This is a genomic window from Exiguobacterium sp. s34 (assembly GCF_018617435.1).
Taxonomy (GTDB): domain Bacteria; phylum Bacillota; class Bacilli; order Exiguobacteriales; family Exiguobacteriaceae; genus Exiguobacterium; species Exiguobacterium aestuarii.
Map to the genome: position 1 here is coordinate 271063 of NZ_JACSKE010000003.1, position 12321 is coordinate 283383.

Here is a 12321-nt window from a genome sequence, read left to right on the forward strand (position 1 = left end):
CATTAATTAGGTGGTGTTTATATTTGGATATATAGTTTACATAACATATTACTGTAAACCTGATATAGCGTGTTTTTTTCGTTCATCACCGATATGGGCATACACTTGTGTTGTTGCCACAGATTCATGACCGAGCAGCTGTTGAATCGTCAACACATCGATTCCGCTCATCGCCAGTCGAGAAGCGAACGTATGGCGAAGCTTATGTGGTGTCACTTGTTTATAAGTCAAGAAAGGGAGAAACGATTTCAACCGATCGATATGACTTTTTAACATGTGTTGAACCGTGCGGACAGCGATTCTTTTTCCTTTCTCGTTCTGAAACAATGCTCCCTCACTCGACTTTTGGCGATATTCGATGAGAAGGGGCTGTAGTGGACCTGCAATCGGGATGAGGCGCTCTTTGTTCCCTTTACCGATGACACGGATTGTCTCGGTCTCAAAGTTGATATCAGACCAGTTGAGCCCGACGAGTTCTGATACGCGCATACCGGTTAGCCCGAGCAGTTGGATGATTAGAAAGTCGCGTTCGCGATTTGCCTCATACCAGCTCGCCTCACGATTTGTCATCCCGACATTGCTTCGTACAAGCGTCGAGAAATCGAGCCATTCCGACTCTGTCAAATAGACAGGGTTCCGTTTTCCCCGTTTCGGACGCTCCACGGTTTGGAACGGATTGACCGTTGCCTGATTCGTCTCAATCAAGTAGTTGAAAAGTGACTGCAGCGTCGAGAGTTTTCGATTGATAACGCTCGGCGCATTCTCGAGCTCGAGCGCAAGATAGGTCGCATACGCTTCTGCACCCGCATGGTCAATTTCTGTAAATGCGACCAACTCAATCGTTTCAGGATCGAGTTCGGTCCCACTTACATGTTCGACCCACCGGAAGAAGTCCAACACATCATAGACATATCGTTGAGCCGTCTGCTTCGAGTAGTGTTTGGCGGCTAAGTGATGGAAAAAATGTTGGATAAATTCCGGTAATCGATGCAACCCATTCAACTCGAATCGTTTTGTCGTCGCAGTTGTCGGTCGATGACCGAGTTGGCGGAAAATACTCATCGAACCCCTCCTGTTCTGACTTGGTTCTTCCCATTTCGTTTTCCTTCGCGTAAATAATGATCCGCCTCTTTTACAATCTCTTCTAACGCGTCCTCTTGCATGCGGACCGCGAGACCGAACGTCATCGTAACACGGAGACGCTCACCCTCATATTCCAGATACGTTGCATCGATTTGACGCCGTAATTGTTCGACCGACGCGTAAACATCTTCGGATTGTTCAGAGATAAAGAGTAAAAACTCTTCGCCGCCCCAGCGGACTACAATGCCATCGATGGAAGATAGGGTAGCCGCTACTTGTTGGATGACGCGGTCTCCGCAATCATGACCGTACGTCTCGTTGAACGATTTGAATCGGTCGATATCACAGAGCACTAAAGCGTAAGGGTCACCATCACGCCCCGCTTGTTCAATCGCTTCGGAGACGCGCTCGTGCCCGGCTTTCCGATTCAATAGCCCGGTCAATCCGTCCGTAGAAGCAAGGCGTTGTAATCGCTCATTTGACAGCTCGAGTTCATCCGTCACCTCGACGACGGCTTTCTCAAAGATAAACGAGAGACCGGCAATCATCATGACCGTCGAAAGGATGCAAAAAAGTCCGAGCGTCTGTTCAATGTGTTGCGGCAATGCCACAATCCCGTCTGACACATAGATAAAGAGAATACTGTAGATCAGCATTGCGAGAGTGGTCGTCAAAATCCGTTGTCTCTCTGTCACGCTCGGCATGAAAAAGACACCATACGCCATCATGAGAATGAAGTAATGCATGTTGACATCCCAGCCTAGAATGATCGTCGAGATGATGGCGTTATATACGACCTCGATAAAGAGTCCGGTGAAGAAAATCCCATACCATTGTTTATGTACAAAATAGAACGAAATCGTGTAATATAAGACGCTCACACCGTTCGAGATGAACAGTGAGGTCACATCCAATTGCCAAAACAATAGACAAAACAAAAGATGAACAAGCCAGGCGATGACATTTCCGAAAAAAGTGATGCGCTCATTATATAACGTCCCACGACGGGCATCATACGTTGTTCCCATCTCACACCTCCTCTCATTCAGTATAGCGAAAAAGGAATCGTTTTTATATAAAAGTCATCAAAACCATTCAAAAAACGCTTATAAAACGTATTTATCGTTGCGTGAAATAGATATTTCACGCAATGTTTATGAGTTACGTAATTGCTCTAGAGTCGATTGGTTATCGGTCAATAAGTTTTATCGCAAAATAAACGGTAGACAATAATTTGTTATGTAAACCATATTGGTTTGTCTTGAAATTGTAATGTTGAACCATTATACCTTATGATGAAAATAGGACTTGAAACGGCAACTAAGGTAACGTTACACTGTAAACGTAAACCAAAGGGGGATTTTGGATGGATGATCAGCGTTTGAAGCAGCTTTTGTCTGAAGCGAAGACCATCGCGGTCGTCGGTGTATCCGACAACCCGAACAAGACGGCCAACCAGATTGCAGAGTATTTGCTACGCGTCGGGTATACCGTCATCCCTGTCAACCCGATGCTCGAGGAGTGGAACGGTCGCAAGGCATATCCGTCCGTCGAGAGCATCCCGGGTAGAATCGATATCGTCGACGTGTTCCGTCGCAGCGAATTTTTAGCAGGTGTCGCAGAAGATGCGGTACGACATGGGGATGTCGGGCTCGTCTTCAATCAGCTCGGTCTCTCAAGTCCTGAGGCGGAGCAAATCGTTCGTGACGCCGGACTCGATTACATCGAGAACCGCTGCTTGTACGTGGAGCATGCTCGTCTGCTCGGATAAGACCTACCTCCTTGGTAGGTCTCCTTTTTTTCAGCAATGGCTGACAAGGGAGGCTTGCCAGAATGGATGAACAGCTATACAATAGGAAAGAAAAACGAACGTGTGTTCGAAATTGAGGTGACTGCTATGTCAACAGATCTATTTAATTACAATGAAGACGCCATCCAGGTGCTCGAAGGACTCACGGCCGTACGAAAACGACCGGGGATGTACATCGGGTCAACCGACCATCGCGGACTTCACCATCTCGTCTATGAGATTGTCGACAATGCGATCGATGAGGCGCTCGCCGGGTTCGGTGGTCAAATCGATGTGACGATTCACAAAAATGATGCGATCACGGTTCGTGACCACGGACGCGGAATGCCGACAGGGATGCACGCCTCAGGAAAACCGACACCTGAAGTCATCTTCACCGTCCTCCACGCAGGTGGGAAGTTCGGACAAGGCGGATACAAGACGTCGGGTGGTCTCCACGGCGTCGGTGCCTCGGTCGTCAACGCGCTCTCGAGCAAGGTCGTCGTGACGATCCATCGCGACGGAAAAGTGTTCGAGCAGACATTCGCGGACGGCGGTGTGCCACAGACGACACTCCTCGAGACGGGCAAGACGCGTCAGACCGGGACGAGTGTCTATTTCAAACCGGATGCAAGCATCTTCTCGACGACAACATATAACTATGACACGCTCGCCGAACGATTACGTGAATCGGCATTCCTCTTAAAAGGATTGACGATCACCCTCACGGATGAGCGCACAGATAAACAAGAGACGTTCCATTATGAAGAAGGAATCGCCGAGTTCGTTCAATATTTGAACGATGACAAGGCAACGCTCCATCCGATCGTCTATTTCGAAGGCACAGAGAACGAGATTGAGATCGAACTCGCGTTCCAGTTCACGGACGCCTATTCCGAGAACGTCCTCTCTTTCGTCAACAACGTCCGGACGCGCGACGGCGGGACGCATGAGGTCGGTGCCAAGACGGCAATGACCCGCATCATGAACGAATATGCGCGCAAGAACGGATTGCTTAAAGAGAAGGATAAGAACCTAGACGGTGGCGACGTCCGTGAGGGACTCACGCTCATCGTGTCGGTCCGGATCCCAGAGGAATTCCTTCAGTTCGAAGGACAGACGAAGTCGAAACTCGGCTCACCAGAGGCGCGTGCGAGTGCCGATAGCGTCATGGCGAAACAGTTGACGATCTTCTTAGAAGAGAACCCACAGATGGCCACGATGCTCATCAAAAAAGCGATTCGCGCGGCTCAGGCACGCGAGGCGGCACGAAAAGCACGTGAAGAGGCGCGGAACGGCAAGAAAAAGAAACGTTCAAGCATCTTGAACGGGAAATTGACGCCAGCGACATCGAAGAATGCAGCGAAGAACGAACTGTTCCTCGTCGAGGGTGACTCGGCCGGCGGTTCAGCCAAACAAGGACGTGATCGGACGTTCCAAGCAATCCTTCCATTACGCGGGAAGGTCATCAACTCGGAGAAATCAAAGCTCCAGGACATCATGAAAAACGAAGAAATCAACACGATCATCCATGCAATCGGCGCGGGGGTCGGCCACGATTTCGACTTGGACGACTGTAACTTCGACAAGGTCATCATCATGACGGATGCCGACACGGACGGTGCGCATATCCAAGTGCTCCTGCTCACATTCTTCTTCCGTTATATGCGTCCGCTCGTCGAGGCAGGCCGCGTGTTCGTCGCCTTGCCACCGCTCTACCGTATCTCAAAAGGAAAAGGGAAGTCCGAACAGTTCGACTACGCCTGGGACGAAGAGGCACTCGAGAAGTTGGTCAAGGTGTATAAGAAAGGCTATATCCTCCAGCGTTACAAAGGTCTCGGTGAGATGAACGCGGATCAGTTATGGGAGACGACGATGAACCCGGATACGCGTACGCTCATCCGTGTCACGGTTGATGATGCGGCTGTCGCGGACAAACGTGTCTCGGTCTTGATGGGCGACAACGTCACGCATCGTCGTGAGTGGATCGAGGAGAACGTCGCCTTCGGACTCCAGGAAGATGATTCGATCATCGCCAATGAACATGTGACTAAAGCGATTGAGGAAGTGATGTAACGATGTCGACGATTCAACACATTTTAAACTTATCTCTCGAACAGGTCGTTGGTGACCGGTTCGGGCGATATTCGAAATATATCATTCAAGACCGAGCCTTGCCGGATGCGCGAGACGGGCTCAAGCCTGTACAGCGTCGGATTCTATATGCGATGCACCATGAAGGGAACACGAACGACAAGCCGTACAGGAAGTCTGCGAAGACGGTCGGGAACGTCATCGGGAACTATCACCCGCACGGTGACTCGTCCGTCTATGAGGCGATGGTACGTCTCTCACAAGACTGGAAATTACGTTATCCACTCATCGACATGCATGGGAACAACGGATCGATGGACGGTGACCCGGCAGCGGCCATGCGTTATACGGAAGCGCGTCTCTCGAAGATCGCCGGTGTCATGCTGACGTCGATCGCGAAGAATACGGTCGACTATACACCGAACTTTGACGATTCGACGGAAGAACCGCTCGTCTTACCGTCACTCCTCCCGAACCTACTCATGAATGGGACGACAGGAATCTCTGCAGGTTATGCGACGGAGATCCCGCCACATAACTTGACGGAAGTGCTCAACCTGGCTATCGCGCGTCTGAAAGGTCAGGTCGATTCGGCGACAGACGCCCTCGCATATGTCACAGGTCCTGATTTTCCGACCGGAGGAACGGTCATGGGGAAAGACGGCATCTTAAAGGCGTTTGAGACCGGTAAAGGGAAGGTCATCATCCGTGCGAAGTCAGAGATCGAGCAGTTAAAAGGTGGTCGTGAACAAATCACCATCACGGAACTGCCATATGAAGTGAACAAGGCGAACCTTGTCAAAAAGATGGAAGAGCTTCGACTTGATAAAAAGGTTGAAGGTGTCGCGGAAGTCCGTGATGAGACAGACCGGACCGGCCTTCGCGTCGTCATCGAATTGAAGAAAGAAGCGGACGCAGAAGGTGTCCTCCATTTCTTCTTGAAGCATACGGACTTGCAGCTCGCCTATAACTACAATATGGTTTCGATCGTGAATCGGACTCCGAAACAGATGGGGATTCTCCCAATCATCGATGCTTATTTGAAGCACGTCGAGGAAGTAGTCACACGCCGCACGACGTTCGAACTCGAGCAAGCGAAAAAGCGTGCCGAAATTGTCGATGCCTTAGAGCAAGCTATCTCTGTCCTTGACGAGACGCTCGAATTGATTCGTTCTGCAAAAGACAAGGCGGACGCGAAGAACAAACTGATGCAGCGGTTCTCGTTCACGGAACGCCAGGCCGAAGCGGTCGTCATGCTCCAATTGTATCGACTCACCAACACGGACATCGTCGAATTGCAAAAAGAAGCAAAGGCGCTCCAAAAAGAGATCGCCCGCCTCTCGAATATCCTCGACGTGGACGCGACGAAACGGAAATTGATCGTGAAAGAACTCACGGCATTGCGTGACGAGTTCGGGGACGACCGTCGCTCGATCATCGAGTCGGAAGTCGAGGAATTGAAACTGAAGACGGAAGTCATGATTGCTGTCGAGGAAACAATGGTCTTCGTCAGCCGAGACGGATACGTCAAACGTGCCTCAATGCGTTCATACGGTGCGTCAAGTGACGTCTTACCCGAGATGAAAGAGAAAGACCGCCCACTCCTCACGACACAGGCAATGACGACGGACCACTTGCTCGTCTGGACGAACAAGGGTAGCTATCTCCTCATCCCAATCCACCAGATCCCAGAATCGAAGTGGAAGGACGCCGGCCAGCACGTCGCCAACCTCGTCCCGATCGAAGGGGAACAAGTCATCTCGGCAGACGTCGTCTCGACGTTTGATACGGATGCCCATTGCCTCTTCGTGACGAAAGATGGAATGGTCAAACGTACACCGCTACGTGACTATGACGCACAGCGGAAGTCAAAACCGCTCATGGCCTTGAAGCTAAAAGGTGACGATGAGGTCGTCTTCGCAGGAATCAGTGATGGTCCAGGACAATTGTTCCTCGTCTCAGAGCGTGGATACGGTCTCTGGTTCAAAGAAGATGACGTTCCAGTCGTCGGACAACGCGCAGCCGGTGTCAAAGCGATGAACCTGAAGGATGGTGACGTGGTCGCCGATGCCTTCTCGTTCTTCACGCCACCGTTATTCGTCCTCGTGACGCAACGCGGAGCGGTCAAGAAGATGAAGCTCGAGGACCAGTTCGACTGTACGAACCGTAACCTTCGTGGGACAATGCTCATTCGTGAGGTCAAATCTAAACCGCACCAAATCCGTCGTGTGCTCCCGGTTCATGGCGATGAGACATTGCATATCGTCGGGAAAGAGAAAGCGAAACAAGTGAAGACAAAAACTCTTACGCTACTCGATCGCTATGCCAACGGGTCGTTCGTCTTTGACGAAGATTCGTTCGGTGAGATTGAGGACGTCTATCTCGATTAATAAACAAGACCTGTGAGCGGCAACATGCCAAATCACAGGTCTTTTTGCTGTAGCCATTTTTCTAGTTCGTGTTGTTGTCGACGGTGATGTCGTGTATGCATCTCGACAAGCTCGAACCATTCTCTCGCGTTCAACCAGCCGAAACCGCCATGAAGTGTTTTTGGGTTATCTCCAGCGTCGTCTAGACGAGATTCTAACGCTTCCATCCGTGAAATCAAGGTGAGCAACCGCTCTCGTAACCGGTCGTGTGAATCCGTATTATTCGGTGGTTGATTCATCTCAGGTGGGAGCTCGATTTTGATTGGCGGAAACCCGCCTTCTCGAAACAACCTCTCCCCAAATGGCGTCTTCTCACCACCGATTTGACCGTCTTCTTGAAGACAACGGTCGACTTCATCTAAATACTCATTCGCAACCAAAATGATATGATCGTACATCTGACCAATTGACCAAATAGTAGGGGTGTATTTATACCGTAAGTCGGGTTCTGAATAATATGCCAGTGTCTCCTTGTAATGGTCTAGTTCATAACGATTCATGCTAGATGCCCCCTCCATTTTCTTTCAGTATACGTGACTCATACGAGTCAATGGGGAATATGAAAAGCGAAAAGGAAGAACGGATGGATTTGACGAAAGAAACATGTAGGACAAATGATAGGGGGATCTATATGTCTCAATGGCTAACGTGGGCGAAACGGATTCAGGCGCTGTCTCAGGCCGGTCTGACGTTCACACGTGATCAATATGACCGAGAACGATATGAAGAGCTCCAAGAAATCGCAAAGGAGATGTTTGAACGGCATTCAGACTTATCGAACGAGGCAATCTCACAATTGGTCCATGTCCAAGGCTATCCGACACCGAAGCTCGACGTAAGGGGTGTCGTCTTCAAAGGAGACCGGCTTTTACTCGTCAAGGAGCGGTCAGACGGATTGTGGACATTACCAGGCGGCTTCTGTGAAGTGAACCGTTCTCCTGCTTCGAATATCATCAAAGAAGTGGAGGAAGAGGCTAGCTTGGACGTGATCCCATTGCGTCTCCTCGCCTTATTCGATATGCATGAACATCCACACCCGCCACTTTCTGAGCATTACTACAAACTTTTCATCGAGTGTGCCTTGATCGGCGATGGGGAGGGGGCTGCCGGTATGGAGACGAGTGATGTCGGCTTCTTTGAACGCGATCATTTACCAGAACTCTCCCTTGCCCGTAATACGCTCGAACAGATTCATATGTGCTTCGACGCGCATTGGCAAGAAGATGACTGGACCACTTTATTCGATTAGGAGGTTCTACCGATGAAAGTGAGACGATACGGACATATCCATCAATTATCCTTTTATGCTCCTGTTCTTCCGATTAACGTCCAGTTGATCGAACATGAGCTTGGGCTCGTCTTGATTGATACAGCGCTAAAACGGAATGCGTCAGACATCCTGGCGTATATTGAAGAACTTGATAAACCGCTCCTTGCCATTTTGTTGACGCATGCCCATGGAGACCATGTCGGCGGGGTGGACGCAATCAAAGCCGAGCACCCACTCGCAGAACTGTTCATCTCCCGGCGTGATGCCCGTCTGTTGTCAGGGGACCGTTCATTAGATGAGGACGAGCAGAACAAGATTCGTGGTTCCTTGCCGACAATCCATTCTACTCCGGACACGCTATTAGATCCCGGGGAGCGGCTGTTTGGGTTACAGGTACTTGCAGCAAGTGGACATACGCCGGGTTCAATCGCATTTTATGATGAAGCGAATCGAGTATTACTCGCTGGGGATGCTTTTCAGTCACAAGGCGGGGCTGCAGTGGCAGGGGACGTCCGTCCACTTTTCCCGCTCCCTGGTCTTGCAACGTGGAATCGATCCGTTGCTGTCGAGAGTGCGGAGCGGCTAATCGATTTATCTCCACTCCTGACGTTTGTCGGGCATGGTCCGCCGCTCAAAGGTACGCATCGACTTTATTTGGCATTGAAGCGGGCGCAGCGAAAACAGGCGAGAAAGTTTATTCGTTAATGGAGGGGTGAGACGATGCAGCTAAACGAAATCCCGATCCATCAATTCGAACAGGCGCAGCAGATGCTTGAGATTCAACGGAACGCTTATGCCGTTGAAGCGGAGTTGCTCGGGTTTGATGAAATCCCGGCTCGATATGAGACGATTGATGTCATTCAAAACTTGCCAGGCACGAGCTACGGGTTGTATATCGAGGAGCGGTTGATCGGATTTATCACGGTTGAAGCATCCGAGAAGACGGTTGAGATCACAAAACTTTGTATTGACCCGACATATTTTCGGGCGAGACTGGCAACGACGTTACTCGAGCATGTGTTGAGTATTCATAAAGGCCAACTTGTATACGTACACACCGGCAAACACAACGGACCTGCCAAACGTCTGTATACGAAACTCGGATTCGTGCGGAGCACTGAATTTGAACCAGAACCAGGCGTCACATTAATTCGATATACACATTCATCTTAATTTTTTATCTCATCTCACTATCATAAGTATACTAAGATAATGAGATGAGTATTTATTTTTACTGATAATATATGTTATGTTAACTAGTAAAAAAACAGTACAAAAATACTCTAAATCAGGATGTCCCCTTCTTAGAATATCTTGTACCAATATAAGGTCAAATCAATCTGTGGGTTCGCATGTTGTTTGATGGTGTCGACTCCGCCGAGTTGAAACCCTTCCTTTTCATAAAAGCGACATGCAATGAGATTATCGTTCTGCGCTTCAAGAGATAATCCAATCAGTTCTTTCTCTTTGGCCCAACGTTCGGCTGTCTCAAGCAACATTCGTCCGATTCCTTGCTTACGGTACGTCATTCTTACCGCGATGTTTTCGATATATGCAAATCGATTCCAATCTTTCACAATCCGAATTTGTCCGACACACTCATCTGCATCCATCGCTACATATACGATTCGATCGTCCTGACTCATATAGCCATGCCAGTTGATTTGGTCGTCTGGGAATGATATTTCTTTTACGTCATGATCAAGCTCTTCAATATATGTCCATTCACCATTTATATAACTTGGTATCATTCGACCGATGATGGGAAATGGATTATTTGCGTCATTTACTTGATTGATGAGCGATGCTTCTAGTTCTTTTAATTGAATCCGACTCATCTGCTCCACCTCTTTTCGCTATAGAGTGGTATCTATTTATTCAATTCACTTATTGCTTTTCTTATGATAAATAACAATCTGTTTCATCGATTATGCTTCTCTGTATCAATGAAATGAATTTTGCTTTCAAAGGAATGTTAGCGCTTTATGAATAAACGTTTCAAATGTATCTCGAATCTGTTTAATCTATGCTTCACAGTTGCTAGACCGCTGAAGTCATGCTATTTTTAGACAGATGAAGCATCTAAGGAGGAATTTTAGTGAAACGAACAACAAAAGGTTTGGCAGCTACATTATTCTTAGCAATCCCACTTGCCGCTTGTGGTGATGATAGCACGAATCAAGCAGATCCGACACGTTGGGAAGAAATTCAAGAAGAAGGAAAGTTGACAATCGGGACAGCCGGTACCCTCTACCCCGCTTCTTTCCGTGAAGAAGAGAGTGATACGTTGACAGGTTTTGACGTAGAACTCATGAAAGAGATTGCGAAGCGTCTCGAGCTCGAAGTTGAGTTCAAAGAAATGGCGTTTGACAACATGTTGACGAGTGTTCAAAACGGGCAGATTGACGTCGCAGCAAATGACATCTCGGTGACAGAAGACCGTAAAGAGAAATTTGCTTTCTCGAAACCGTATAAGTACACGTACGGAACAGCGATCGTTCGAAAAAGTGACCTTTCTGGCATCGAATCACTTGAAGATTTGAAAGGCAAAAAAGCCGCTGGTGAAGCGACAACGGTCTTCATGGACGTCGCACGTGAATACGGAGCAGAAGAAGTCATCTATGATAACGCAACGAACGACCAGTACTTGCGTGACGTCTCGACAGGACGTACCGATGTCATCTTGAACGATTACTACCTTCAAACACTTGCGCTCGCCTTCTTCCCTGAGTTTGATATCACGATTCACCCGGATATCGCCTATAATCCACAAGAAGTCGCTTTCTTGATGGATAAGGAAAATGACGAGCTTCAAGAGAACATCGACCGTGTATTAGGTGAGATGCTCGAAGACGGTACAGTCAAAGAGTTATCTGAGCAATTCTATAACGGTGCAGACGTCTCGGTAGAGCCTGATGTGGACGCAACGATCGTCGAAACGAATTAAGAGGTCGCTATGACGTTCTCATACATCAAATGGGACGCCATTTTTGACGTAGACCTAGCTATCGAGTCGCTTCCTTATTTGCTAGGAGGATTGCCGAATACGCTTTGGATTTCTTTCACGAGCATGTTCTTCGGTCTTGTGCTCGGTTTACTGTTAGCGTTAGGGAAGTTGTCTCCAACGCGCCTCCTTCGCTATCCGTCGACGTTTTATATCTCGTTCATGCGTGGCGTGCCCATTCTGATTATCTTGTTCATCCTCTATTCGGGGTTCCCCTTCATCGGCATCGAATTTGCCGCATTGACAGCAGCGATTCTCGGATTCAGTTTGAACTCCGCCGCTTATATCGCCGAGATTATCCGCTCCTCGATTCGGGCGGTTGATGATGGTCAGGTCGAGGCGGCCCGCTCGCTCGGGATGGGGAAATGGTTGACGCTCAAAGGAGTCATCTTGCCACAGGCGACACGGATTGCCCTCCCCCCGCTCTCGAACGTCTTTCTCGATTTGATCAAAGCAAGTTCCCTTGCGGCGATGATCACCGTCCCTGAGATATTCAATAAGGCGAAAATCGTCGGAGGTCGTGAATTTGATTATATGACGGTTTACATTGTCGTAGCATTGATTTACTGGGCGATTTGTACGTTCATGTCGTTCTTCCAAGAATGGCTCGAACGTCATTTTGAACGATATTTAGATTCTCCAAAACGATGAC

Annotated in this window: 12 protein-coding genes; 8 read left to right on the forward strand and 4 right to left on the reverse strand. The window is 48.7% G+C overall.

The features are described from left to right. Nucleotides 1-48: 48 nt before the first annotated feature. Nucleotides 49-1062 carry a tyrosine-type recombinase/integrase gene (locus tag KNO87_RS08335; protein WP_214794966.1) on the reverse strand — a complete coding sequence of 338 codons (1014 nt, stop codon included), beginning with the start codon at nt 1060-1062 and terminating at the stop codon, nt 49-51. Then, complete coding sequence (locus KNO87_RS08340; RefSeq protein ID WP_214794968.1) at nt 1059-2111, reverse strand: GGDEF domain-containing protein; 1053 nt, start codon at nt 2109-2111, stop codon at nt 1059-1061. Before KNO87_RS08340 ends, KNO87_RS08335 begins: the two co-directional genes overlap by 4 nt. A 338-nt stretch (nt 2112-2449) precedes the next feature. Between KNO87_RS08340 and KNO87_RS08345 the strand changes: the two genes are divergently transcribed. The 3 genes from KNO87_RS08345 to parC all read left to right on the forward strand — a co-directional run bounded on the left by KNO87_RS08345 (nt 2450) and on the right by parC (nt 7356). Beyond that, nucleotides 2450-2854, forward strand: a complete 405-nt coding sequence (locus KNO87_RS08345; protein ID WP_211782816.1) for a CoA-binding protein — start codon at nt 2450-2452, stop codon at nt 2852-2854. A 126-nt stretch (nt 2855-2980) separates the two neighbouring features. After that, nucleotides 2981-4948, forward strand: a complete 1968-nt coding sequence (gene parE, locus KNO87_RS08350) for a DNA topoisomerase IV subunit B (RefSeq protein ID WP_214788035.1) — start codon at nt 2981-2983, stop codon at nt 4946-4948. Nucleotides 4949-4950: 2 nt separating this feature from the next. Beyond that, the gene (parC, locus tag KNO87_RS08355; protein WP_214794970.1) at nt 4951-7356 is read left to right on the forward strand and encodes a DNA topoisomerase IV subunit A; all 2406 of its coding nucleotides are present in this window, start codon (nt 4951-4953) and stop codon (nt 7354-7356) included. Between the two features lie 32 nt (nt 7357-7388). On the opposite strand, the gene KNO87_RS08360 is transcribed toward parC, so the two are convergent. Further along, nucleotides 7389-7895, reverse strand: coding sequence for a DinB family protein (locus tag KNO87_RS08360; RefSeq protein WP_214794972.1), 507 nt, complete (start codon nt 7893-7895; stop codon nt 7389-7391). Nucleotides 7896-8026: 131 nt separating this feature from the next. Here KNO87_RS08360 and KNO87_RS08365 point away from each other — a divergent pair, with 131 nt between their 5' ends. From KNO87_RS08365 to KNO87_RS08375, 3 genes are read left to right on the forward strand one after another with little or no spacing between them, the layout of a single operon-like run. Then, nucleotides 8027-8644: an NUDIX hydrolase gene (locus tag KNO87_RS08365; protein ID WP_214788042.1), complete on the forward strand. Its 618-nt coding sequence runs from the start codon at nt 8027-8029 to the stop codon at nt 8642-8644. A 12-nt stretch (nt 8645-8656) separates the two neighbouring features. Further along, the gene (locus KNO87_RS08370) at nt 8657-9370 is read left to right on the forward strand and encodes an MBL fold metallo-hydrolase (protein WP_214794974.1); all 714 of its coding nucleotides are present in this window, start codon (nt 8657-8659) and stop codon (nt 9368-9370) included. 15 nt (nt 9371-9385) lie between these two features. Further along, nucleotides 9386-9838 carry a GNAT family N-acetyltransferase gene (locus KNO87_RS08375; protein WP_214788048.1) on the forward strand — a complete coding sequence of 151 codons (453 nt, stop codon included), beginning with the start codon at nt 9386-9388 and terminating at the stop codon, nt 9836-9838. Nucleotides 9839-9969: 131 nt separating this feature from the next. On the opposite strand, the gene KNO87_RS08380 is transcribed toward KNO87_RS08375, so the two are convergent. Continuing rightward, nucleotides 9970-10503, reverse strand: a complete 534-nt coding sequence (locus KNO87_RS08380; RefSeq protein ID WP_214794976.1) for a GNAT family N-acetyltransferase — start codon at nt 10501-10503, stop codon at nt 9970-9972. 260 nt (nt 10504-10763) lie between these two features. On the opposite strand from KNO87_RS08380, the gene KNO87_RS08385 reads away from it, so the two are divergent. Together KNO87_RS08385 and KNO87_RS08390 are read left to right on the forward strand one after the other, a co-directional pair. Continuing rightward, entirely contained in the window at nt 10764-11612 is an 849-nt protein-coding gene (locus tag KNO87_RS08385; RefSeq protein ID WP_214794978.1) for a transporter substrate-binding domain-containing protein, read from the forward strand. A gap of 9 nt (nt 11613-11621) precedes the next feature. Further along, nucleotides 11622-12320: an amino acid ABC transporter permease gene (locus KNO87_RS08390; RefSeq protein ID WP_214794980.1), complete on the forward strand. Its 699-nt coding sequence runs from the start codon at nt 11622-11624 to the stop codon at nt 12318-12320. The last annotated feature ends 1 nt before the right edge of the window (nt 12321 follow it).

Coding starts and splice junctions, on each gene's coding strand:
- KNO87_RS08335 (WP_214794966.1), bottom strand. CDS start 1,062: ATGAGTATTTTCCGCCAACTCGGTCATCGACCGACAACTGCGACGACA.
- KNO87_RS08380 (WP_214794976.1), bottom strand. CDS start 10,503: ATGAGTCGGATTCAATTAAAAGAACTAGAAGCATCGCTCATCAATCAA.
- KNO87_RS08375 (WP_214788048.1), top strand. CDS start 9,386: ATGCAGCTAAACGAAATCCCGATCCATCAATTCGAACAGGCGCAGCAG.
- parC (WP_214794970.1), top strand. CDS start 4,951: ATGTCGACGATTCAACACATTTTAAACTTATCTCTCGAACAGGTCGTT.
- KNO87_RS08370 (WP_214794974.1), top strand. CDS start 8,657: ATGAAAGTGAGACGATACGGACATATCCATCAATTATCCTTTTATGCT.
- KNO87_RS08345 (WP_211782816.1), top strand. CDS start 2,450: ATGGATGATCAGCGTTTGAAGCAGCTTTTGTCTGAAGCGAAGACCATC.
- KNO87_RS08390 (WP_214794980.1), top strand. CDS start 11,622: ATGACGTTCTCATACATCAAATGGGACGCCATTTTTGACGTAGACCTA.
- KNO87_RS08365 (WP_214788042.1), top strand. CDS start 8,027: ATGTCTCAATGGCTAACGTGGGCGAAACGGATTCAGGCGCTGTCTCAG.
- parE (WP_214788035.1), top strand. CDS start 2,981: ATGTCAACAGATCTATTTAATTACAATGAAGACGCCATCCAGGTGCTC.
- KNO87_RS08360 (WP_214794972.1), bottom strand. CDS start 7,895: ATGAATCGTTATGAACTAGACCATTACAAGGAGACACTGGCATATTAT.
- KNO87_RS08340 (WP_214794968.1), bottom strand. CDS start 2,111: ATGGGAACAACGTATGATGCCCGTCGTGGGACGTTATATAATGAGCGC.